The sequence below is a fragment of the Halalkalibaculum sp. DA384 genome (assembly GCF_043951955.1).
Classification (GTDB): domain Bacteria; phylum Bacteroidota; class Rhodothermia; order Balneolales; family Balneolaceae; genus JAMQKA01.
Genome location: NZ_JBINJE010000029.1, coordinates 1 through 23,436, shown reverse-complemented (window position 1 = coordinate 23,436; position 23,436 = coordinate 1). Strand labels below are relative to the sequence as shown.

The 23,436-nt window shown below is 50.3% G+C and carries 16 protein-coding genes; 5 read left to right on the top strand and 11 right to left on the bottom strand.

Features of this window, described 5'->3' with window-relative positions; genetic code table 11:
* Positions 1-106: 106 nt before the first annotated feature.
* Positions 107-424 carry a hypothetical protein gene (locus ACG2E4_RS14500; protein WP_395276976.1) on the bottom strand — a complete coding sequence of 106 codons (318 nt, stop codon included), beginning with the start codon at positions 422-424 and terminating at the stop codon, positions 107-109.
* A gap of 667 nt (positions 425-1,091) precedes the next feature.
* Positions 1,092-3,875 (bottom strand): DNA polymerase I, encoded by a 2,784-nt coding sequence (gene polA / locus ACG2E4_RS14495; RefSeq protein ID WP_395276975.1) that lies wholly within the window; start codon positions 3,873-3,875, stop codon positions 1,092-1,094.
* Between the two features lie 282 nt (positions 3,876-4,157).
* Here polA and ACG2E4_RS14490 point away from each other — a divergent pair, with 282 nt between their 5' ends.
* Complete coding sequence (locus ACG2E4_RS14490) at positions 4,158-5,306, top strand: PP2C family protein-serine/threonine phosphatase (RefSeq protein ID WP_395261524.1); 1,149 nt, start codon at positions 4,158-4,160, stop codon at positions 5,304-5,306.
* A gap of 163 nt (positions 5,307-5,469) precedes the next feature.
* Here ACG2E4_RS14490 and tkt read toward each other — a convergent pair whose 3' ends face one another.
* The 8 genes from tkt to ACG2E4_RS14450 form a co-directional block, all read right to left on the bottom strand.
* On the bottom strand, positions 5,470-7,470 hold the full coding sequence (tkt, locus tag ACG2E4_RS14485) for a transketolase (protein WP_395276974.1): 2,001 nt from the start codon (positions 7,468-7,470) through the stop codon (positions 5,470-5,472).
* A gap of 154 nt (positions 7,471-7,624) precedes the next feature.
* Entirely contained in the window at positions 7,625-8,653 is a 1,029-nt protein-coding gene (locus ACG2E4_RS14480; protein WP_395276973.1) for a tetratricopeptide repeat protein, read from the bottom strand.
* Positions 8,654-8,916: 263 nt separating this feature from the next.
* Complete coding sequence (locus ACG2E4_RS14475) at positions 8,917-9,636, bottom strand: TIGR00730 family Rossman fold protein (protein WP_395276972.1); 720 nt, start codon at positions 9,634-9,636, stop codon at positions 8,917-8,919.
* 11 nt (positions 9,637-9,647) lie between these two features.
* Complete coding sequence (locus ACG2E4_RS14470) at positions 9,648-10,397, bottom strand: DUF5683 domain-containing protein (protein ID WP_395276971.1); 750 nt, start codon at positions 10,395-10,397, stop codon at positions 9,648-9,650.
* Entirely contained in the window at positions 10,321-11,244 is a 924-nt protein-coding gene (locus ACG2E4_RS14465) for a ParB/RepB/Spo0J family partition protein (RefSeq protein ID WP_395261519.1), read from the bottom strand. The genes ACG2E4_RS14470 and ACG2E4_RS14465 overlap by 77 nt, the downstream gene beginning before the upstream one ends.
* Positions 11,245-11,270: 26 nt before the next feature.
* Positions 11,271-12,068, bottom strand: coding sequence for a ParA family protein (locus ACG2E4_RS14460; RefSeq protein WP_395261518.1), 798 nt, complete (start codon positions 12,066-12,068; stop codon positions 11,271-11,273).
* Positions 12,069-12,552: 484 nt separating this feature from the next.
* Positions 12,553-13,668, bottom strand: coding sequence for an alanine dehydrogenase (gene ald / locus ACG2E4_RS14455; protein ID WP_395276970.1), 1,116 nt, complete (start codon positions 13,666-13,668; stop codon positions 12,553-12,555).
* Between the two features lie 113 nt (positions 13,669-13,781).
* The gene (locus ACG2E4_RS14450) at positions 13,782-14,048 is read right to left on the bottom strand and encodes a hypothetical protein (RefSeq protein WP_395276969.1); all 267 of its coding nucleotides are present in this window, start codon (positions 14,046-14,048) and stop codon (positions 13,782-13,784) included.
* 203 nt (positions 14,049-14,251) lie between these two features.
* On the opposite strand from ACG2E4_RS14450, the gene ACG2E4_RS14445 reads away from it, so the two are divergent.
* The 3 genes from ACG2E4_RS14445 to ACG2E4_RS14435 all read left to right on the top strand — a co-directional run bounded on the left by ACG2E4_RS14445 (position 14,252) and on the right by ACG2E4_RS14435 (position 17,294).
* A complete protein-coding gene (locus ACG2E4_RS14445) occupies positions 14,252-15,127 on the top strand; it encodes a DUF58 domain-containing protein (RefSeq protein ID WP_395261515.1) in 876 nt (291 codons plus the stop codon).
* 137 nt (positions 15,128-15,264) lie between these two features.
* The gene (locus ACG2E4_RS14440; RefSeq protein ID WP_395276968.1) at positions 15,265-16,305 is read left to right on the top strand and encodes a hypothetical protein; all 1,041 of its coding nucleotides are present in this window, start codon (positions 15,265-15,267) and stop codon (positions 16,303-16,305) included.
* Entirely contained in the window at positions 16,302-17,294 is a 993-nt protein-coding gene (locus tag ACG2E4_RS14435; RefSeq protein WP_395261513.1) for a VWA domain-containing protein, read from the top strand. The genes ACG2E4_RS14440 and ACG2E4_RS14435 overlap by 4 nt, the downstream gene beginning before the upstream one ends.
* Here ACG2E4_RS14435 and ACG2E4_RS14430 read toward each other — a convergent pair.
* Positions 17,291-19,273 carry a GWxTD domain-containing protein gene (locus ACG2E4_RS14430; protein WP_395261512.1) on the bottom strand — a complete coding sequence of 661 codons (1,983 nt, stop codon included), beginning with the start codon at positions 19,271-19,273 and terminating at the stop codon, positions 17,291-17,293. The two genes, ACG2E4_RS14435 and ACG2E4_RS14430, sit on opposite strands and share 4 nt — an antisense overlap.
* A gap of 339 nt (positions 19,274-19,612) precedes the next feature.
* Between ACG2E4_RS14430 and mfd the strand changes: the two genes are divergently transcribed.
* Positions 19,613-22,969: a transcription-repair coupling factor gene (gene mfd / locus ACG2E4_RS14425; protein WP_395276967.1), complete on the top strand. Its 3,357-nt coding sequence runs from the start codon at positions 19,613-19,615 to the stop codon at positions 22,967-22,969.
* The last annotated feature ends 467 nt before the right edge of the window (positions 22,970-23,436 follow it).

Below are 23,436 nucleotides of genomic sequence, written 5' to 3'. Positions count from 1 at the left end.
TCTCGCGCAGCATAATTTCAATAGTGAGCTGGGGTCCGCCATACATCTCACCTCCATCGTCTCACGTCTGCCGTCTCACGTCTCACTTCTGGCGTCTCACACTACTTTACAGCTTTCTCACCTTAAGTGCCTGTATCGCCGTCTCAAGAGAGCAGATCCCGTCTCGATAACAGCTCACCCAGTATGTCACGCTCTGGCGACGTTTCTGCACAAAGGAATCGCAGGTGGAGTACTGCCCCCGCAGCTCCTCGATCATCGCTGAAACATCGTCCTTGATCTCGATCTTCAACTTGTCCGGCAGATCGCCCCAGCCCATCAGTTGAAACATCTCCTGGAGTTCCTGGTGATCCTGCTCAGCGTCAACCAAGACCTTGCGAAGTACCGGTTCGATTTGAAAGGTATCGTTTTTTACAGCGGTGTTCATGGTGTTCTCCATTATTCATTGTGTTTATTTTATCATCTGTAATAAGGATACTAACCGGGAGTGACATCCCCGTGTCACCCCTTGTCAAAAAATTTTTTCCCTTTTTTCTGGCATCTTATTTCCGTCTTTTAGGATTTAAGTTTCCCCCAAACCTGCTCACAGTCAGAGTGAAAGTGACATTCCTGAAGGTCTGCACGGTATGCAAGACATAATCTTGAAAAAAATATGCACTAAGCAGCCTGTTTGTGAAATAAGGGGTATACAGCTACCAGTAAACCGGGCCATTCATCAAGTTTAGAGGCTTTACAAAACCTCCTGTTTTGTTGGGAGGAGGTTGTACCACCGAACTAATTGGGTGTCAAGCGGGAGTACCTCCCCTACAACGAGAAGCCGATCGTTTTGCAAAAGGCCTGGCTTAGGATGTTTCCGACAGACGGAGTACACGTCAGAAAATTACGCTCCTTTCCCTCCCTAAATTACCGCTGGACTGATAAGCCAGGAACCTGCACTGACGCTTAAACTCAACATTCAGCGTAATTGTTGCATACATTTTTTACGCTCATTTTGACAGGTTATCCCCCTGCCTCCCATTCAAAAGTGGGACTTTGGAGATTTTTTTACGCGTATAATCCAACAATGGTAAATACGCTTTTTCTGATACCAAGTATTAATGGGCATCGAGCCAGTTATCTGCCAGGCCCATCTCAACCTTAAGTGGCACTTTCAGCGAATAGGCGGTCTCCATCAGCTCCAATATTTTTGCAGGAACGGACTGCTGCTCCTCTTCCGGCACTTCAAAAATCAGCTCATCATGCACCTGCAGCAGCATGCGGGTTTTCAGGCCGTTTTTTTCAAGGAATTGCTGGATATTGATCATCGCCCGCTTAATAATGTCAGCGGCAGTGCCCTGTATCGGGGTATTGATGGCCGTACGCTCGGCGAATGCACGGCGATTCCAGTTACTGGCATTGATGTCGGGGATGTAACGCCGGCGCCCCATCAGCGTCTTCACGTAGCCGTGTTCCTTGGCAAACTGCTTGGTTTCGTTGATATAGCGAAGGATGCCGGGAAACCGCTCAAAATACTGGTCGATCATCTCCTTCCCCTCCGAATTTTCGATGCCCAGCCGGTTGGCCAGTCCATATGCACTTACGCCGTACGGAATCCCGAAGTTCACCTCCTTGGCTTTACGGCGCTGGTTGCCGGTAACGGCCTCAAGCGATTCAAGATCAAATACCTCTTTGGCCGTGCGTGCGTGGATATCCTCATCATTCTTAAACGCCTCTATCATATTTTCATCTTCAGATATAGAGGCGATCACGCGCAGCTCCACCTGGGAGTAATCCGCTGAGAGCAGCTTGAATCCCTCATCGGCAATAAAAGCCTTGCGGATCTCCCGTCCCCGCTTGGTACGGATCGGAATATTTTGCAGGTTCGGGTTGGAGGAGGAAAGCCTGCCGGTAGCTGCTATATGCTGGTTGAAGTCGGTGTGTATCCGACCGGTCTTCTCGTGGATCAGCTTGGGCAGCGCCTCAACATAGGTTGACCTCAGCTTGCTGAGCGCCCGGTATTCGAGAATCAGCCCGGGTACCTCATATTCACCCTCGAGCTTGGACAGAACCGATTCAGAGGTTGAATACTGCCCGGTTTTGGTCTTCTTGCCGGCGGGCAGTCCCATTTTGTCGAATAGTACCTCCCCCAGCTGCTTCGGAGAGTTGATGTTAAATTCTGTTCCGGCCTTGTCAAAAATATCCTGTTCGAGCTGCTGCAGGTCTTGCCTTAATGTCTCAGAAAACGCCTTTAACATCTCTACATCCAGGCGGATACCATGCATCTCCATCTTGCCAAGTACCTCCATAAGCGGGAATTCCAGCGTCTCTGCAATCTCTTTCAGCTCATCATCCCTGAGAATGTTGTCCAGGATGTTATGGAGCCGCAGTGTGATGTCGGCATCCTCGCAGGCGTACACCATTACCTCTTCAGGAGAAAATTCATCCATGCTTTTTTGTTTTCGTCCCTTCCCGATCAGCTCCTGGATAGGGATCGGCTCATACTTGAGGTATTTTTTCGCCAGGGCGTCCATCTTCAGCTTCTGACCGGCATCGATCAGGTAGGCCGCAATCATGGTATCAAAGGCAGGTCCCTCCACCTCGAGTCCGGCCCGCCGGAGTATCATGTAATCAAATTTAAAATTGTGGGCAATTTTTAGACTGTCCGGATCTGTAAAAATCGGGCACACGGCCTCAAGGGCTTTCTCCTGCTCCAGACCACCTTCAACATTTACCGGGATATAATACGCAACGCCGGGGGTCGCAGAAACGGATATGCCCACAAGCCGATCCCTCATCGGGTCGGTACCGCTTGTCTCGGTGTCAAAACTCACGGCATCCCGGCCACTCAGCTTGTCGACAAGGGCCTCCACTTTTGAGATCGTATCCACCAGCTCATAGCTCACGTTCTCCTCCGCATAGCTGGCGAAGCCCCTCCTCTCCTCTTTATCGGTCTCATTGGGAACAAACAGGTCGCCCTGGTTCTTGTGCTCCTCCGATACATCGCGATCGACCCACCGCTTGACCTCTTCGCCCAGGTATTTTTTGGTCAGCGAACGAAACTCCATCCGTTTAAAAAATGCGCCAAGTTCCTCCTCCTGCGGACCTTCCCACTCCAGGTCCTCCCAGTCGATGATATCGGGGACGTCCGTCTTAATAGTCACCATTTTTTTGGCATGCAGCGCCTGTTCGGCCTGTTTATCCAGGGCATTGCCGTAGCGGGTTGACTTGATATCGGGGGCAACCTCGATCGCTTTTTCGAGAGAGCCGTAATTTTTTATGATCTTGGGCGCCCCCTTTTTACCGATACCACGCACACCGGGGATGTTGTCAGATTTATCCCCCAGCATCGCCAGCACATCCACAACCTGTTCGGGATAGACCCCAAAATACTCCTTCACGCCCTCGCGGTCGATAATATTAAATCCGCCATTTTGGTTATCGGGTTTCATCATTTTGATATGGTCGTGCACGAGCTGCATAAAATCTTTATCCGGCGTCACCAGGAAGACATCCACATCTTCGGCATTGGCCCGATCGGCGATAGTGCCGATAATGTCATCTGCCTCATATCCATCCTGCTCAATATTCGGGATGCCGTATCCCTCCAGCATCTCTTTAATAAGCGGAATGCCCACCTTCAGCTCTTCCGGCTGCGGCGGGCGGTTGGCCTTGTACTCCTCATCCATCTCATGGCGAAAGGTGGGAGCGTCGGTATCCCAGACTACCGCAATATGGGTGGGTTGCTCCTCTTCCAGCATCTTTTCGAGCGTATTGGCGAACCCCAGGATGGGTCCGGTGGGGATACCCTCCGCATTCCTTAAATTGCTGTTGATAAATGCGAAATGGGATCGATAGGCCAGCGCCATTCCATCCAATAAAAACAGGAGACTTTTAGACATAATAAATCCGTGAATTCAGTTATATTCCTTTTCAATTTGCGACAGAGGTTTTTCACCCAGCGTATTATAATCCTTCAACTACTCAATAGGGTCGCTACCCATGAACCGCCGTTTGAACCTGTGTTCAGAATCCAGCTTTTTACGGCACTCGTGTTACATCCGGCTTTTAATATTGACTAACTGCCGGCGATCATTGATAATTGTCCATGAACCGTGAAGGTAAACTTTTTAATTCAGAATTCGAATAAGCTTGTATTGTCAATTTAGATAAACCTTTTATAGATGGGATTAAAAAACGAAGCACAGTCGGCCTTACAAAGTACCAAGTCGTTTTACAGGGAATATGTGTCAGGGATGACGCGGGAACGGCTGGGGAAGGAGCTATATGAAGACACCGACCGGCTGAAACAGCTTTACCACGAGGCGATCGGCCAGGAGGAAGAGCAAGAGCAGGGAGCAGCGCTGCCCGGTCACGTCAAATTTTTCCGGTTGTTCTCTTCTCTTACCCAGCGGCTGAACCCAACGCGCAGGCTCGCATTCGGGCTCTCCACCATTTCGTTCGTGTTGTATTATTTGGCGGGATTTGTGGGAATATCCGATTTTGTGCTCTTTTATGATCTGCTGTTGCCGTTTTCATTTGGCACCATGCTGCTGTTGCTGCTTGTGGAACTGCTGGAAAAATCGGATGTAAAGCGGGAGATCGACCTGGCAAGAGAAATTCAACTGGGTCTGCTGCCCGCCACCGAGCTGGTCAGGGATCACCTTGAGATCTACTCATTTGCCAATACCGCCCAGGAGGTGGGCGGCGACTACGTGGATATGATCGAGACCGGGGCGGGCACCTACATCGTTATAGCGGATGTCTCCGGCAAGGGGCTCACCGCCGCTCTTTATATGGTTCGCATGCAGGCGCTGGTTCATCTCCTGATCGAAAAAGAACAGCCTCCTCCAAAAAAACTGCTTGTAGAACTGAATGACTATGTAAAGTCGGGGGCGGCTGACAAGACTTTTGTCACCGCCTGTGCGGCCTTTTTTCCTCATGGAGCAGGTCACTTTACGTTTGCGCGCGCCGGCCACAACGCGCCCATATTCTACAGCCGGGAGCGCGATGCCACATTTGAACTCCGTTCCGACGGTTTTGCGCTGGGCATGACCTCTTCCCAAAACCTGGAAAATTTCATGCAGGAAAAGAAATTCCATTTCAAGAAAGGAGACAGTGTTCTCTTTTTCACCGATGGTCTCACCGAAGCCCGTAACGAGTACGGGGAACAATACGGGGAAGAGCGGGTCGATTCCCTGATGAGTATCTACGGTTCGCTACACGCCAAAACCATTGTTCGGAAAATTCACGCTTCCCTGGAGGGATTTATCGGCAAAGAAAAACCCCCGGATGATATCACATTTACGTGCGTACATCACCCGGAGGATTAATTTGTGACTAAGTACGGGTAAAAGAGGGTTTTACGAAACCCTCAATTCCACTTTATGAGGGGGGTACTCCCGCTTGGCACCCGGTAAGGTCGGTAGTACAACCACCTCCCGCCATAGCAGTAGATCTGCAAAGGCTCCAAATTAATAATTCGCTGCGAATTACCTATTTGCCGAGCAGGTCTTTGGCCTCTTCTACCAGGCGTTCCGGTGTCAGCTCGAACTCCTGATAAATCGTCTCATAGGGAGCCGAGGCGCCGAAATGATCGATTCCCACGGCCACCCCTTCCGAGCCGATCCACTTGTGCCAGCCGTGGGTTGAACCCGCTTCAATGGATATCCGTGCCTTGATATCCGGCGGCAGTACCTGATCTCTGTACTTTTTACTCTGCTGCTCAAACAGTGACCACGAGGGCATGCTCACGACTCTCGCTGCGATACCCTCTTCAGCAAGGGTCTGCTGGGCTTCCATCGCGTACTGCACTTCGGAACCGCTCCCGATAAGGATAATATCGGGCTTGCTGTCGCTGTCGGAAAGTACGTATGCACCCTTCAGCGTATTTTCTGCAGCGGCATATTTTTCACGGTCATACGTCGGCAAGTTTTGACGAGTCAAAACCAGCATCGACGGACCCTCATCGTGTTCAATGGCAGCTTTCCACGCCCAGGAAACTTCGTTGGCGTCGGCGGGGCGCAGCACCAGCAGGTTGGGCATGGCCCGCAGCGAGGAGAGGTGTTCAACCGGTTGGTGGGTGGGACCATCTTCCCCGAGGCCGATACTGTCGTGGGTCATCACAAAGATGGAGGGGATTTCAGACAGGGCGGCAATGCGGATCGCGGGCCGGCAATAGTCTGAAAAAATAAGGAAAGTACCTCCGTACGGGATAATGCCCCCATGGAGGGCCATTCCGTTCATAGCTGCCCCCATGGCATGTTCCCGCACTCCGTAGTGCATGTTGCGGGCAGTATAATCTTCCGCGCTGAACGGTCCGGAGGAATCGATCCAGGTTTTGTTACTTCCGTGCAGGTCAGCCGAACCGCCAAGCAGTGCCGGCAGGTAGCCTTCAATGGCATTTAATACTTTGCCGGAAGAAGCTCGGGTTGCCAATCCCTTTTCATCTGCCGGAAATACGGGCAGCCTGGAATCAAAATCGGCGGGAAGCTCGCGGTTGATCCGCGCCTTGAATTCAGCGCCCTTTTCGGGATGCACCGACAGGTACTCCTCCACCCGCTGCTCCCACTGTTTTGACAACTTTTTACCCTTTTCAACAGCTTCCGCCATGTGTTTTGCGACCTCTTCCGGTATATAGAACTTCTTATCCGGATCCCATCCGAGGTTCTCTTTTGTCAGGCGCACTTCCTCTTCTCCAAGCGGGGCCCCGTGCGAGGCTTCACTGTCCTGCTTGTTGGGACTTCCGAATCCGATGTGGGTGTTACATACAATAATGGAGGGCTTGTCCGATTTTTGAGCGTGTTTTATGGCGTTTTCCACCGCTTGGTGATCGTGCCCGTCAATTTCCTGCACATGCCAATTATAGGCCTTAAAACGCTCGTTTACATTTTCAGTAAATGCAAGATCGGTGCTGCCGTCGATGGAAATATTATTTGAATCATACAGATATATAAGCTTCCCGAGCTCCAGGTGGCCGGCCAGGGAGGCGGCCTCGTGGGAGATGCCCTCCATCAGGTCACCGTCACTTACAATACCGTAGACATAGTGATCGGTTAGCACAAACTCCCCGGTATTGTACAGCGATGAAAGATGTGCTTCCGCAATCGCCATTCCCACACCGGTTGCAAACCCTTGTCCCAGCGGACCTGTCGTAGTTTCTACTCCCGGTGTCAAGCCATATTCAGGATGACCCGGCGTCAAACTGTCCCACTGGCGAAAATTCTTCAGTTCCTCAAGTGAAAGATCATAGCCGGTCAGGTGAAGCAGACTGTAGAGCAACATAGAGCCGTGCCCCGCAGAAAGGATAAATCGATCCCTGTCGTACCAGTCCGGGTTGGTAGGATCATGGCGGAGAAACCGGGTCCATAATACATAAGCGGCGTCGGCCATTCCCATCGGCATACCCGGATGCCCGGATTCGGCAGCCTGTACGGCATCCATAGACAGCGTGCGAATCGTATTTACACAAAGATCATCAAGTGATTGAGTTGACATGCTAAAGTAATTTGTGGCTCTTATTCACATTACGTTTGGTTTTTGCGCAATGAAAATAGTTAATGCCAACATTACTTGAAACTAAAAATTGGTACAAAAAAAGCCTCTCTTCCGAGAGGCTTTTATAAAAAATCACAAATAGAACTTGTTATTATCAGGTGCTGCTTTCGCACTCCAGCTCAAACTCTATCTCGTGTTCCGCCGGAGATTGGAAAGAACCGAAAGCCGCATTTTTAAAGGCGGAGCAGGCTTCTGCTTTTCGTCCCTGTGCCTTCAGAGCCGTTCCCAGCTCAAAATAGATTTTTGCCAGTTCCGTCTTTCCACCGGTCTCCAGGTCAAGCGCTTTCTGGGCGTGAGAAATCGCCTGGTCCCAGTTGGTCTGCTTGTTGTGCAGTTCAGCCAGCCTGTAGTGAGCATTGGCAGATTCCGCATCATACTCAAGGGCCCGGTTCAACTGCTCTTCAGCCCGCGCAAAATTTTTATCCTCCATATTTTGCACGCCCCGGTAAATCAGGTTGTCGCGGCCTGCTTCGGTGGCCTGCCGCACAATCTGGTTGTCGTTGACCTGTTTTCCGACCTCAATGGCTTTATCAAACATCTCAAGCGCTATATCCAGGTCTTCATCATTTTGATTTTTGATAACCAGCCCTTTCTGATAATAGGCTTTTGCATAATTGGGATTCCGCTCAATCGCTTCATCCAGCGAAGCAATTGCCGCATCGTACTGCTGCGACTTAAACTCAATAATAGAGCGCGTATACAACAGCTGGGTTACAATATTGCTCGCCTTTTGTGCAACCTGTCCATTGCCATATTCTTCGGAAATATCAGCGGCTTCCTGGAATGCGGTCATCGCTTCCTCCAGCCCTGCAATATTCTGGCTTTGCTGGAACGCTTTGTACTTAGTTACCGCAAGTTGAAAATAGATAGAAGGCAGTTGACTCTGTGCCCGGTCAACCAGATCCCCGGCTTTCTCATTATCTGATTCTTCAGCTAGTGAGACAGCCTGGTTGTACATGTTGATGGCACTTTCAAATTCATTTGCCTTGGCTTGTTCCAATGCCTTGTTGAAAGCAGCAACCGCCTTGGAGTAGTTGTCACTTTGTGCCAAGGCCTGTGTAGAAAGCCCGATCGTAAGGATACCGGCCATAAAAAGTGTTGCACTGTATTTTAAAAACTTCATGTTCCCATATTTTTAGAGTGAACGTTCAGAGCGATAGAAAGTAATGAATAAAAAAATTTATTTAAATGAAAAACTCAATTGCCTTTTAAATATTGTACTTCAGATCGAAATGCCGATGTTAAATTACTGTTGTTCCCGCGGCAATCAATATATCAACATACATTAGATCCCTAAAATTAATTAATGTTCCCTAATCTTTTTAAACCGGGAATCGAATGTCCCACCATCCGGCACGCCCGGATTTCGCCAGGGATTTTGATTCGCTAAAAATTGGGACTGACGGAATGTTTTTGATAGAATGAACAGATAATATCCACCGCCTCCAGGTGGTCATCCGTCAGGTGAAAAAGATTGATATCCTCCGGTGAAATCGTTCCCTCCTTCACCATCTTGTTTTTAATCCAGTCAACCAGTCCTCCCCAGTATTCCGTGCCGATAAGTACGACGGGAAACTGCGTTATTTTATTCGTTTGAATCAGCGTCATCGCCTCAAAAAATTCATCCAGCGTTCCGAATCCCCCGGGAAAGACGATAAAGCCCTGTGCGTATTTCACAAACATCACTTTACGGGCAAAAAAGTAATGGAACATAATCGTATAATCGGGATCCACAAACTCGTTTACCCCCTGTTCAAAAGGCAGGTCAATACCGAGGCCTACCGATTTTGCCTGCTGTTCCCTGGCACCTTTGTTTGCCGCCTCCATGATTCCCGGTCCGCCGCCGGTTATTACCCCAAACCCCTTTTTAGTCATCTCGCGGGCGGCCTCCACGGCCTGCTGGTAATAGGTGCTGCCCGGTTTGGTGCGCGCCGATCCGAAAATGGAAACACAGGGCCCGATACGGAACAGTTTGTCATATCCATCGACAAATTCCCCCATAATTTTGAAAATGCTCCACAAGTCGGTATCCCGCTCCTGTTCGAATTGTTCCGGGACTAACCGGGCGTTTTTGGGGGCATCATTTGTATTACTATCCTTTTTCATAAAAATCTACTCTATTTGGTATGATTAAACAGCTGAACCGAAAGTGTTATTCCGGGAGAGGAATCTGCTATGAGCGCAGGTTTAAGATCGGTTTTCAGGCTCAGGTCCTCCGACACGTCAAACGAGCGCATGTGCGCATAAACGTAGGCATCGAGCGCATTAAGCCCGTAGGCCAGTACAATGCCAAGATAGGTCAAATCTCTCCGGTTCCGTAACCGGTTCCTGGTATTGCGCAGCTGTTCTTCGTTCGTATTCGGGGGAATATAGTCGGGCGTTGGACCAAACCTCATATCATCGTTGTTAGCATTGTAATAGGCAGCCCGGTAATCCCAGTACCTGTGGGTCAGGTAGATATTGTACCCCACCACCCCGCCAATAAGCCCGTACACAAGCGGTATTTTCCACGCCTGTTTGTTAACCAGCTGTCCCCAGCCCGGTATCATCAGCGACTTCATGAGCACGCTTTTGGGTTCGGGATACCGGGAAGTAGATTCGTCGTCAGTATTGGCGGTTGTGTCTGGCTGCACGGGGCCGAAGCCTTTAATAGCATATTGCGACCGGGGAGACAGAAAGGCCTCCGCCGTTTGTCGCTGCAGGTGATCAGCGTGCCCAATATTTTCCGCCGGCTGAGCTGTAGCCGGAACCACCGCAAAAAGCGAAAGAAAGAAACAGAACAGCAGGACGCTAAATAGATTCGAATAGCTCGAGAAGCCGGTCCAGATCTTCGTCTGTATAATATTCGATGCGAATTTCTCCGCCATCCTTTTTGGGTTTTATATTTACTTTAGTACTAAACTTACGTCTGAGCCGGTTGGATATTTCGTTGAAGAAGGCGCGGTTTTCATCCTCCTGTTTGTCAGTTGATCTCTTCTTTTGCTTTTTGCCGATCTGCCGGACCGCTTTTTCAATTTGCCGGACCGAATAGTCATGTTCTACCGCCTTCTCAAAAATCTCTTCCTGCACATCGGGATCCTCAATATTAATCAGCGCCCGGGCGTGGCCCATCGAGATGCTGCCATCCCGCAGGGCGGCCTGTATAAAGGGCGGCAGGTTTAACAGCCGGAGCATATTGGTGATGGTCGTGCGGTTTTTACCCACTTTTTCAGCTACCTCGGCCTGGGTGTAGTCACACTCCTCGATAAGCCGCTCGTACCCCATGGCAATTTCGATGGGATTCAGATCTTCCCGCTGGATATTCTCAATCAGTGCATACGAGATGATATCCTCGTCATTGACCTCGCGTATGTATGAGGGAATCTCATCGAGTCCCGCCAGTTTTGAGGCCCGCAGGCGGCGTTCTCCGCTGATCAGCTCAAACCGCTTGTCCCCGATGTAACGGACCGTAATAGGCTGGATAAGCCCGTGTTTTTTAATAGACTGGGCCAGCTCCTCCAGGCTTTCGTCCTTAAACTCCTTGCGCGGCTGATGCGGATTGGGGCGGATATCTCCCACGGGGATATGCAGCACAATATTGACCCGCTTTTCTGGCTCTACAACCGTGCCCGAAGATGACTCCGTTCCTCCCGTATTTTCTGGTTCTTCCCCCTCCTCTTTGTAATCGGGGAAAAATGCTCCTAGTCCTCGTCCCAAAACTTTTTTAGATGCCATAACGGTATTGTCCTGTAACTGCTGATCTAATTAGCGAACACCGGGCTGTTCTCAAACATACTCTTGTTGCGGTGGATAATTTCACGGGCCAGCGCCAGGTAATTTTTCGCCCCCTTGCTCGTGGAATCGTAAAGCAGCGCGGGCTTCCCAAAACTGGGGGCTTCAGCCAGCCGCACATTGCGGGCAATGACGGCCTCAAAAACGCGGTCTTCGAAATACTTTCGCACCTCCTCGGCTACCTGGTCCGACAGCCGCGTGCGGGTATCGTACATCGTGAGCAAGACCCCTTCGATCTCCAGTTCAGTATTGAGATGCTGCCGAACAATTTTAATGGTGTTCAGCAGCTGGCCAAGCCCCTCGAGCGCAAAATATTCACACTGGACCGGTATAATAACTGAATCTGAAGCCGTGAGCGAATTTATGGTCAGCAATCCCAGCGAGGGCGGGCAGTCGATAATAATAAAATCATATTTCTCGCGCAGCTCCACGATCGCCTTTTCAAGGATTCGCTCCCGTTCATTGCGGTCGATCATCTCAATTTCAGCTCCCACGAGATTTATATGGGAAGGCAGCAGATCCAAAAACGGGAGGTCGGTCTCAAGTACCGCTTCGGTGGCCTCCTGTCCTCCAACCATTACTTCATAAATAGATTGTGTGACTGTCTTGGTATCGATTCCCAGGCCGCTGGTCGTATTACTTTGGGGATCGATATCCAAAATGAGGGTCGGGTGTTCTATCGCCGCGAGGCTTGCAGCCAGGTTTATAGCGGTCGTCGTTTTCCCAACTCCACCTTTCTGGTTGGCTATGGAAATAACTTTGCCCATGTAGAATTTCTAACTAATGTATTAAAGAGGAAGTTTGAAAAAATATAATGTGCAACCTGTAGCTAAACAAAAATACTTATACACATCTTATCAACGATGATTTATATTTTTAAACTCAAAAATCAATAAATAATTGCAATATAACTTTATAGCATTGTGTAAGAGGATGTTGCAACACCGTTAATTGGCCAATCTCAATATTTTGCCAATTTAATACCCTGATTTACGGGATACAGCCTGGGGTTTCGAATGTCCGAATGCAAAAAAAAGAGTCTTTTTACAGAAGAGGTGTTCCTTTTGGCTTGATTCAACGAGAATCAAAAGATCAAGCGGGTGAATGCCCCCCCGCAGCCGCTGCATTCAAGGCCTGGAGAGCAGGTTGATTTTTTTCACCGGCCCCTCGTCAGGCAGAAATTCTACCGATTGAATTCTGGTATTATAACCTGTTAATATTTTATCCTTCGAAATTCATACTTACCGGCCATCATGCGAGATGGCTCTCAATTGGAGTATGGTCCGCACCAAAAGCATCAGCCACATTTTCGTAGACAATATCCCCTTCCACGATATTAACTCCCTTTTGAAGGCCGGGATCCTCACGGGCCGCCTGCTTCCACCCCTTGTTCGCCAGGGCTAAGGCATATGGGAGTGTTGCGTTGGTCAGCCCCAGGGTTGACGTGTGGGGAACCGCCCCCGGCATGTTCGCCACGCAATAGTGAAGCACATCATTCACCACAAACGTTGGAGCATCATGGGTTGTGGGTTTTGAAGTTTCAAAACAGCCCCCCTGGTCGATAGCCACATCCACCAGCACGGAACCGGACTCCATCATCTCAAGCATCTGCCGGGTAATCAAGTGAGGGGCCTTCGCGCCCGTTTTTAATACCGCACCGATCACCAGGTCCACATCGGGCAGCATGCGCCGTATATTAACTTCGGAAGAAAACATGGTGGAGACATTACGGGGCATTACATCATCGAGGTATCGCAGTTTTGAAATATTAATATCCATGATGGTGGTGCTGGACCCCATGCCGGCGGTAACTTTAGCGGCATTGACGCCCACAATGCCTCCTCCCAGAACCAGCGTTTTAGCCGGGGGAACCCCGGGAATACCGCCCAGCAGCACCCCCCGTCCCCCGAGCGGCTTCTCCAGGTATTTGGCTCCCTCCTGTGCCGCCATTCGCCCGGCCACTTCACTCATCGGGATAAGCAGCGGCAGCGAACCATCCGGTTTCTCCACTGTCTCGTATGCGATGGCAACCGCCCCGGAATCCACCACCGCCTCGGTCAGCGGCCGGCTTGCGGCAAAATGGAAATAGGTGAAGATAACCTGTCCGCTCCTCATTCGGGAATACTCCTCTTCAATCGGCTCTTTTACCTTCATGATCATCTCCGAGCGGTCCCATAGCTCGTCCGGATCATCGATAATCCGGGCCCCTTCTGCAGCATACCGTCCATCGGGAAATCCGCTCGCCGTACCAGCATCTTTCTGGATCAACACCTGATGTCCCTGTTGTACAAACTGCTTAACCCCGCCGGGCAGGAGGGCCACCCGGTTTTCATGCGTTTTAATCTCCTTCGGTACTCCGATTCTCATAGCTGACCCCGCATTTTTGCTTCAATTTTTGCGCAAGGTAGGTATTTTTTCACAAAAAAGAAGCCTCCTCCCGCTCCTCAGAACCGGAAATACATAATCCCAAAAAGGGGACCTTATTCACGGAAAGAAGCACACTTTTTGAGGCCTTTCTCGGTTATTTTAATATGACCATACAGCAACGGTCCGCCAATTGTCACAATATCCACGTAGCCAAGCTCCTGCAGGTATTCCAGGAAGTTTTTTATTTCAGTGCGATCCAGCTCCAACTCTTCGTTTATTTTTTGGACAGACAGTTTTTTTCCCGATTCGCCTCCTGCAACCTGCCCAATTCGTTCGAGCAGAAGCTTGCTTTTGTCACTGAATTCACTGCCGATGATCATAACGTGCCGATCAAATTAATTAGCCTGAAAATCACTGGACAACAATAGAACAAACAGATCTGAACAAACCGTTACCGAAATGTTAACGAATTGTTAAATACAGGTCCTCTCTGCCGGATCAATTCGTGTATTTTCATTTTAACTTCTCTGTAAATTCCTTTTCTTAGGGTCTGTGAAATGTCAACACTCCCACTTTCTGTTTCATGATTTCAAAAGAGATACTCAAAAAAATCCGCAAGCTGGAGATCCGTACCAAGGGTATGGTGAACAATATTTTTGGCGGTGAATACCAGTCGGTATTCAAGGGTCGGGGAATGGAATTTTCCGAAGTCCGCGCCTACACCTACGGGGATGACATCCGGCAGATCGACTGGAATGTAACGGCGCGTACCGGCGACCCGTTTATCAAGCTTTTCGAAGAAGAGCGCGAGCAGACCCTGATGCTTTGCGTGGACATATCGCCGAGCGGTCTGTTCGGCAGCCACGACCAGCGGAAGATGGACCTGGCTATTGAGATCTGTGCGGTACTGGCCTTCAGCGCCATTAAAAATAATGACAAGGTGGGGATTGTGCTTTTCAGCGATGTTATTGAGAAAGTTGTGCCCCCCAAAAAAGGCCGCCTGCACGTGCTTCGGCTGATCCGGGAACTCTATACGACTGAACCGGAAGGCACCGGCACCGACCTGAGCGAAGCCCTCTCCTATGTCAACCGGCTGTTGAATCGCAGGTCCATCGTGGTGCTGGCAAGCGACTTCCAGGATCGCAATTTTGAAAAACAGATCAAGATCACCAGCCGCAAGCACGATCTTGTCAATATCATGATCAATGATGATCTGGAGGAAGAGCTGCCTGACCTGGGTATTGTTCCCCTCAGGGATGCTGAAACCGGGGATGAAGTACTCATAGACACCTCCAGCAAGAAAGTGCGCCAGGCATTTCGCAAGAAAAAGATCAAGGAAAAGCTCGCACTAAAAGACAAGTTTCGCCGATTAAAAATCGACACAATCGATCTGCAAACCAACCGTTCCTACATTCAGCCCCTGATGAACTTCTTTCACCGGCGAATGCAGCGCTACTGATCGAGGGACTGGGAACGCATCACAGTATTCCTGTTTTTGGTTTACAATTTCCATACTTTCAGGCAAACAAATTTGGTGTTTCAGCATAGATCCAACAATATTTCACGTAAGTAGCAAGTGCAGGCAACCTTTTTTAGATGACGAAATCTACATTCTCAACCTGGTCAACCTGGAGTACAACACCCCTTCTTCTGCTGCTTCTGGTAGCTTTCGCGGAGAACCCCACCGCACAGGCGCAGGATGTAACCGAATATGTGACGGTAGACTCTCTCAGGGTCGGAGACACCTTTACCTACAACATAACGCTTCGCAAAAACCGGGAGTACGACAGCATTCTCTTCCCGGACTCCACCCATTTCGGGGAGATGTTTGAGATCCGTTCCCGGCAACATTACAGGGAAACCAACTTCAAGGACAGCCTGGTCTACCGCGTGCAGTATTTCGGTACGGCCGACACCCGCATCCCCGCCCTTCCGATCAGGTTGGTCTCCGGCACCGATACCACCACCGTCCGAACCAACCCGGTTCCAGTGTATTTTAGCTCCGTCCTGCAGTCCGAAAATGAGGAGTTCCGCCCCTTGAAACCGATCTTCGACTTCGCCCGTGCCTGGTGGGCCTATATTCTCGGAGCTATTCTTCTGGCATTGCTGAGTTGGTACCTATACCGGCTGTACCAGCAGAAGTCCGCCGAGCCGGAAGCCGAGCCGCATGCCGATTTTTCTCCCGCCCCGTTTGTGGACCCGCTGGTTCAGCTGGAAAACTCCCTGAAACAACTGCGCAGCTTTTCATTTGAGGAGGAAGAGGATGTCAAGCAGTTTTATATCAACCTCGGGGATGCCATCCGCACCTATTTTGAAACCCTGTACCATATTCCGGCGCTTGAGTCCACCAGCCGGGAAATTATCCTGGAACTGGAAAAGCGGATGGTCGACGAACGGATGATCACCCAAACCCGCAAAGTGCTTCGCCAGGCGGACATGGTGAAATTTGCCAAGTTTAAACCCTCCGAGGAGCAAACCAGGATATCACTGTCTATTGCCCAGGATTTTGTAGAGGTTGCGCGAAAAAATGACGCCCCCCGGATCGAGCAGATGCGTCGCCAGCACCAGTCTGAAATAGAGGAACAGCGCCGAAAGTATGAAGAAGAATCCGAAACAAAAGAGCTGCATAACGCATGAGTTGGGCAAATCCCGAATGGTTCTGGCTGTTGACGCTGATCCCCCTGCTAATCGGGATCCAGGTATGGAGGCGACTTAAAAAACGCCAGCCCAGTATCACCTTTTCCGATGTTTCGGGCCTGAAAGACCTGCCGGGCAACTGGCGCAGCTACGGGATATGGATCGCACCGGCCCTCCAGTGGATCGCTTTCGCGCTGATTGTCATGGCCCTGGCGCGTCCCCAGCTCCAAAATACGACCGTAGAACGAAATGCTGAAGGGATCGACATTGTGCTGGTGCTGGATATCTCCACCTCCATGAAGGCCGAAGATCTGAAACCAAATCGTTTTGAAGCGGCTCGAAATGTAGCAAGCGACTTTATCGACAAGCGGGTCTCAGACCGGATCGGGCTTGTGGCCTTTGCTCGAAAAAGTTTTACAGTGGTGCCTCCCACCCTCGACTACGATCTGCTCAAGCGCCTGCTCGATGATGTACAGATGGGGATAGTGGAAGATGGAACCGCAATCGGCATGGGTATCGCCACGGCGGTCAATCGCCTGAAGGAGAGCCAGGCCGAAAGCAAAGTTATCATCCTGCTGACTGACGGGCAGAACAATTCCGGCGAAATTGATCCCGTCACGGCAGCCGATCTGGCTGTAACCTATGGCATTAAAATCTATACCATAGGGGCTGGAACGCGCGGTACGGCCCCCTACCCCGTACAAGACCCGGTTTTCGGGACCCGCTACCAAAATGTGAAGGTCGATATTGATGAGGAGATGCTGACCGAGATCGCCAATATGACGGAGGGCGAATACTTTCGCGCCACCAATACTGAACGTCTCCAGGATATCTATGACCGCATTGATGAACTGGAAAAGACTGAAGTTGAAGAACTTATCTACACCGATTACCAAGACCTGTACCTGCGCTTTCTAATCCCCGCCTTAGCACTCCTGATACTCGGACTGTTGTGCGAAAAGGTGTTTTTCAGGACTGAACTGGCTTAACCCTCCTCCCCATCTTCAGGGGCTTCAATGGTAAACTCAATCGACCGCTCCACTTCGCGTCCACTGCCGGGTTCGGTTGCCGTAAGTTCAAGTTTGTAGTCCCCGGCTTCAAACGGGGAAGTATCAATTTCGAGATTTTCCCTGAAGTGCGGGCCCCGAGACTCGAAATTAAGCGACAACCTCACCTTGTCTCTTTTTGTAAAAATACGCTTTAGCAATCCCATTTTTTCCACGGCTACATATTCGATTTGAAACGGCTTCGGGCTGGTCGGCTCACCTTCAAGATTGTACACTTCAAAATGTACGATCAGGTTCTCTCCCTGGTCAATAGTCGCGTCCGGTTCCACCCGGAATCCAAACGGCAGTTTTTCATCCATGGCATTCTCTCTGACCCCGACAATGAGATCTCCCATTTGAAGTTCCCCGTTAGTTATCAATATCGGCTCTTTCTGTTCCACAGATACGTTACCGATGGCGCGAATATTCTCTTTAAACACATTTTCGCTGACCCGCATGCTGTCTTTATTTTTGTGCCGCAGCTCGATGGAAAAACGCTGGGTGTTTATCGTCTCTTTGTTCGGAACTTCAAAATAGGTGATCTCCGGCTGTACCCGGTCAATATTGCCGCGGAAACCGTCTAATCCTTTCAGGGGCTGGTTATCGGTAGCCTGCTGAAAGGCGATCTGGTTGCTTTTATCCACGCCCAATACCGATCCCGCCAGCATGTAAGATGACAGGCTAAAGTCATCTTCCCGCAGCTGGTCGTACAGGTACGCCCGGTACGGGTTGCTCAACACGTAGGTGGCCAGAAAGGGCTCATTTTGCTCATTGAGCAGGCGGTACTGGTGTACATCCAGGTCGATAGACGGGAACTCCCTGTCCAGTGTGGAACGCTCCTCGGGCGCCCTCATCTGTGCATGCGTGAGAGTACTCCGGTTTTGGTAATAAAGCTGGCGCGAATCCCACTGGTTGACCCCCTGTAAATTGTACAGGCGGGACTCCAGCTTCTGGTAGGCGCGTTCAAAATAGTTGTCGATGGTAACCAGGTTTTGATAATACATCAGCTGCAGGAAAAAGGACGGGGGCACCTTCATCTGGGTCCCCGAGCTCCGAAATGCGGAGTTGGGCATCATCTCCTCGACCGAGCTCAACAGGCTGAACTGCCCGGTGTTCCCGTCATTTCCGAAAATAAAAATGAGGGGAGTAAAATTATTATCGAGGATATCCCTGTAGACCCAAATTTCATAACGGGGATAGTTGTGAGCAAACCGAACCTGCCGCTCATAATTCATAATCTGTTGCTGCTTTTGCATGATACGAGCAGCCATGATTTGCTGGGCCATCGCTCTCGATACCGAATCGGTTCCACTGGGCAGCGGACCAAGGTCCGTCATCCTGATATCAAATGCCTGCTGTATCCACGACTGGACAAGCCCGGAGCTGAAATGGATCATCCCGTCGCGGACAAGGTCGGGCGAACCATATTTGACATATATTTCCGCACGCTCATCCGCATCGTAGGCAGAAACATCATTCCGCGTAAACTGCTCCCGCCCGTAGGCTATCCGCTTCCAGTGCTCTACGAGCCGCTCATTGTACCGGGTTGTGATGGTGGGATCCGTCAGTTTCCAAAAATGGAGCAGCTCCTGGCCCAGTTCCGTGAATTGTTTATCTTTCAGCAGGCCTCTCCATGCCCTGTACTGGCTGCGCTTGGCAATGGGCTGCAGGCGTTTGATTTCAGCTGACAACACCTCCTCAAATACCGGGTCAGACGGATTCTCGAGTCCCCAGTAGTAAATATCTACCGCTTGTTCATAAAGCTCGTTTTTTTGCAGGGCGGTCACCAGTTCAATGTAGGAAATGCCGATCCGGGGATCAGTTATCCCCTCTGGTGCACGTTCCGCCTCCGTGCTCCACAACTCCAGTGCTTTTTCAGGATCTCCATTCTCTACCGCTTTTTCTCCCTGTTCCAGTGCCACAGTGAAGTCCTCAACGGTTTGCGCCGGTACAGGACTGCACAACAATGAGAGGAGCATGAGAAACAGTATGAAGCCTCTTCCCCACATAGCACGTCAACTTTAGTAGTAAATAGCGAATGATCTATCGCGAAGGCATATATTGCATATAAAAACAAATTACATATAACTACAAATATTATTGCATTTTTATGCAGATCTGCCTGAAATATATTGATTTAGTATAACGTAATTAATTCCACAACTATTTTAGAAATGGTGACAAATAATATTGCGTTAAAATGGCCTGTTTGCAGAGGAACCGTTATTTTGGCTGGGTTCTATTTCTAATACATTTCGCTCATGGTTTTAAAGAACATTACTGATACGGTTAAAAAGACGATCCCGTGGGACCAACTCCGGGAGCAGCTCAATCAACGCAACGCGATCTACCTGGACCATTTTGTAGGATCCACCTCCTCGCTGATGGTTCATCTGCTGTCCAGGGAGTATAAGAAAATAGTGGCCATATCTGCTGAATTTGAATCGGCCCAGTTTCTCAAGTCGGACCTGGAGGAACTGGCCACCGAAAATCCCCTGCTGTTCCCTCCCACCAATCACAAGCCGTACGATCAGCAGCAGATCATTGACAGCGGCCTGATGGTTCAGCGGTCGGAGGCACTGGAGCGCATCCAAGCCTCCGAACAATTTGTCACCGTAACATCGTCGCGCGCGCTTTTTGAAAAAATTGCGGCACCTGAGACATTCTCAACATCCTCCATCTCTATTGACAAGGGAGATCAGGTGGATTTTGAGAAACTGAAGGAGGAGCTGGTGGACCAGGAATACAAGAATGTGAAATTTGTGGACGAACCCGGCGAATTTGCCTCCCGGGGCGGAATCCTGGATATCTTCCCCTATTCCGGGGAATACCCGGTGCGTCTGGAGTTTTTCGGGGATGAGGTCGAGTCCATCCGCCAGTTTGATACCGATACACAGCGCTCCATCTCCTACCTGAACAGTGTGCGCATCGTGCCGGATGCCACAAATCTGAGTACCGGGGAAAAAGAGAGCCTGCTGACCTATTTTGACGATGAAACCCTTTTTGTCTTTTTCAACCAAAGCCTGGTAAAATCCGATATTGAAAAACGTTTCCACAAGGCAGAGGAGGCATACAAGGATCTCGAGGAGCCCGGGGAATCCCCTCCCCCGCACGAAGCCTTTATCTCCATCGGGGAGTTTGAAGCTCAAATTCGGGATAAGGCGGCCGTTCATTTCGGGGGGTTTTCCACCAGCGAGCAGTTCGACTGGACCTTCCGCCTGCCTGCAGAGCCGCAACCGGAATTCAACGGCAGTATCAAGTTGCTCAAAGAGAATATACGGGAACTCAGCAACGAGGGCTGCCAAACGTATATCCTGTGCGACAATGAGGGTCAGCGCGACCGTTTTGCGGAGCTTCTCGACGAGCCGACGGATACCTACCGCTACACCCTTGCTGTGAACACCCTGCACCAGGGATTTGTCCTCAGAGACCAAAAAACAGCCGTTTACACTGACCACCAGATCTTTAACCGCTACCATCGGCCCAAAACAAAGAAACGGCGCTATCACGGCGGAATCTCTTTCAAGGAGCTGCGGGACCTGAGTATTGGCGATTATGTGGTGCATGTAGACTACGGGATCGGTAAATTTGCCGGATTCAGGAAAATTAAAGTCAAGGGGGTGGAGCAGGAGTCGGTCGTCCTTAAATACCAGGAAGATTCGGTGCTGTACGTGAATGTATCGAGCCTGCACAAGGTTCAGAAGTATTCAGGCAAGGAGGGAACACAGCCCCGCATCTCAAAAATCGGCTCCGCCAAATGGGCGCGCAAAAAAGCGCAGACAAAGAAAAAAGTCAAGGATATCGCGCGTGACCTGATCAAGCTGTATGCCGAACGAAAATCGAAGGACGGGTTTGAATTTTCGGCAGACACCTCGTGGCAGACCGAGCTGGAAGCGCGCTTCGAGTTCGAGGAAACGCCCGACCAGATGGAGGCGATCAGGGCTGTAAAGCAGGATATGGAGTCCGATACGCCGATGGACCGCCTCGTCTGCGGGGATGTCGGCTTTGGCAAAACGGAAGTAGCGCTGCGAGCGGCCTTCAAGGCGGTCAATGATCACAAACAGGTTGCGGTACTGGTACCGACCACAATCCTTGCCGAACAGCACTACAATACGTTCAGGGAGCGGATGAAACATTTTCCCGTCAATGTCGACATGATTTCCCGTTTCCGATCCTCCAAAGAGCAGAAAGAGACAATCAAAAAACTCGAAGAGGGCAAGGTGGACATCATCATCGGCACCCACCGGCTTACCTCGAAAGATATCAAGTTCAACGACCTGGGCCTGTTGATTGTGGACGAGGAGCAGCGCTTCGGGGTCTCGGCCAAGGAAAAGCTCAAGGAGTACCGCGCCACGGTGGATGTACTCACGCTTACGGCCACCCCGATCCCGCGAACACTCCAATTTTCGCTGATGGGGGCCCGTGACCTCAGCATTATCAATACCCCGCCCCCCAACCGCCAGCCGGTTCGTACGGAAATTCACAGTTTTGACAAAGACCTTATCAGCGATGCCATCCGGCAGGAGATGGCGCGCGGCGGACAGGTATTTTTCATCCACAACCGGGTGAAAAATATTGAAGAAGTGGCATCTATGGTCCGCCAGCTGGTGCCCGATGTGCGCGTACGTTTTGCACACGGACAGATGAGTTCCAAGAAACTGGAGAAGATAATTGCCGATTTTTACAACCATAAATTTGATGTGCTGGTCTCAACCAACATCGTGGAAAACGGCATCGATATCTCCAACGCCAATACCATGATTATCAACCGGGCCGATCATTTCGGCATGGCGGAACTGCATCAGCTGCGCGGTCGCGTGGGGCGCTCCAACCGCAAGGCGTTCTGCTACCTGATCACCCCACCCGTCGAAACGCTGACCAACGAAGCTCGTAAACGGCTGCTGGCCCTCGAAGAGTTTTCAGACCTGGGTTCCGGCTTCAGCCTGGCGATGCGCGACCTCGACATTCGCGGGGCCGGGGATATCCTGGGAGCGGAACAAAGCGGGTTCATCAACGACGTCGGGTTTGATCTATACCACAAAATTCTCAATGACGCCATCAAGGAGCTCAAGAAGGAAGAGTTCAGCGATGTGTTTGAGGACGTGGAAGTTGAAACCGATCTGCCCGAAACCACTGTTGAATTTGACGTTGCCGCCCTCCTGCCCGGCCGATATGTTTCCGACAACATTGAACGCCTCAATCTATACCGAAAACTGGCGCAGGCCACCACGGAAGAGGAGATCGACGATTGGGAGGAGGAGGTGCGCGACCGGTTTGGCCCGATACCAAGCGAGGGGCAGCACCTGATTACAGGGGCCAGGATCAAGCTTTTCGCCTCGCATAACTTCATCACCAAAGTGACGGTTCGCGCCGACCGCATGTGGCTGAAATGTCCGAAAAACCGTTCCGAGCTTGGGGAAGAGTTTTACGGCACAAAATTTCAACCGCTGCTTAAGGCCCTGCAGGAATATTCCGAGGACCGCTTCAAGGTGATTCAGAAAGATGAACGGGTGCGCTTTGTGATCCATGAGATTCCGGATATCAAAGCGGCTGCCGAATTTCTGAAAGCACTGAAAGAAGCAACGGCGGATAAGGCGGAAACGGCTGCGGTGGGTTAACATTTTCAGGTGAGTACAATCTTAAAGAGGACTTTGCAAAACCCTCAAATTCTCGTTCTGAGGGAGTTGTACTCCCGTTTACAAGATCAACAAGGTCGGGATACAACCACCTCCCAACAAAATAGCAGGCTCTGCTAAGGTCCTTTAAAACAATACCAGCGGGCGTCACTACCACTAAAATTAATATTAGTAAAGTAATTAGCCACAGATTTTCACAGATAACATGCAGCATAAGGTTGTAAATGCAGAATAATGACGAGCTAATAATTACTACGCTAATTAACCGATAACTACACTAGCCCGGATTTCTCACGCGTATTTTGGATAAAATCATGTAACTTCATGGATGACCATAACTTATTCCATTTTTACTGCCAAATCATCATTACAGTCTGTAACAGGCTGCGAAATGGGCCTTTCAGCTGCGTTGAAGGACAAATCACCTGCTCAACGTACCAACGTACGTC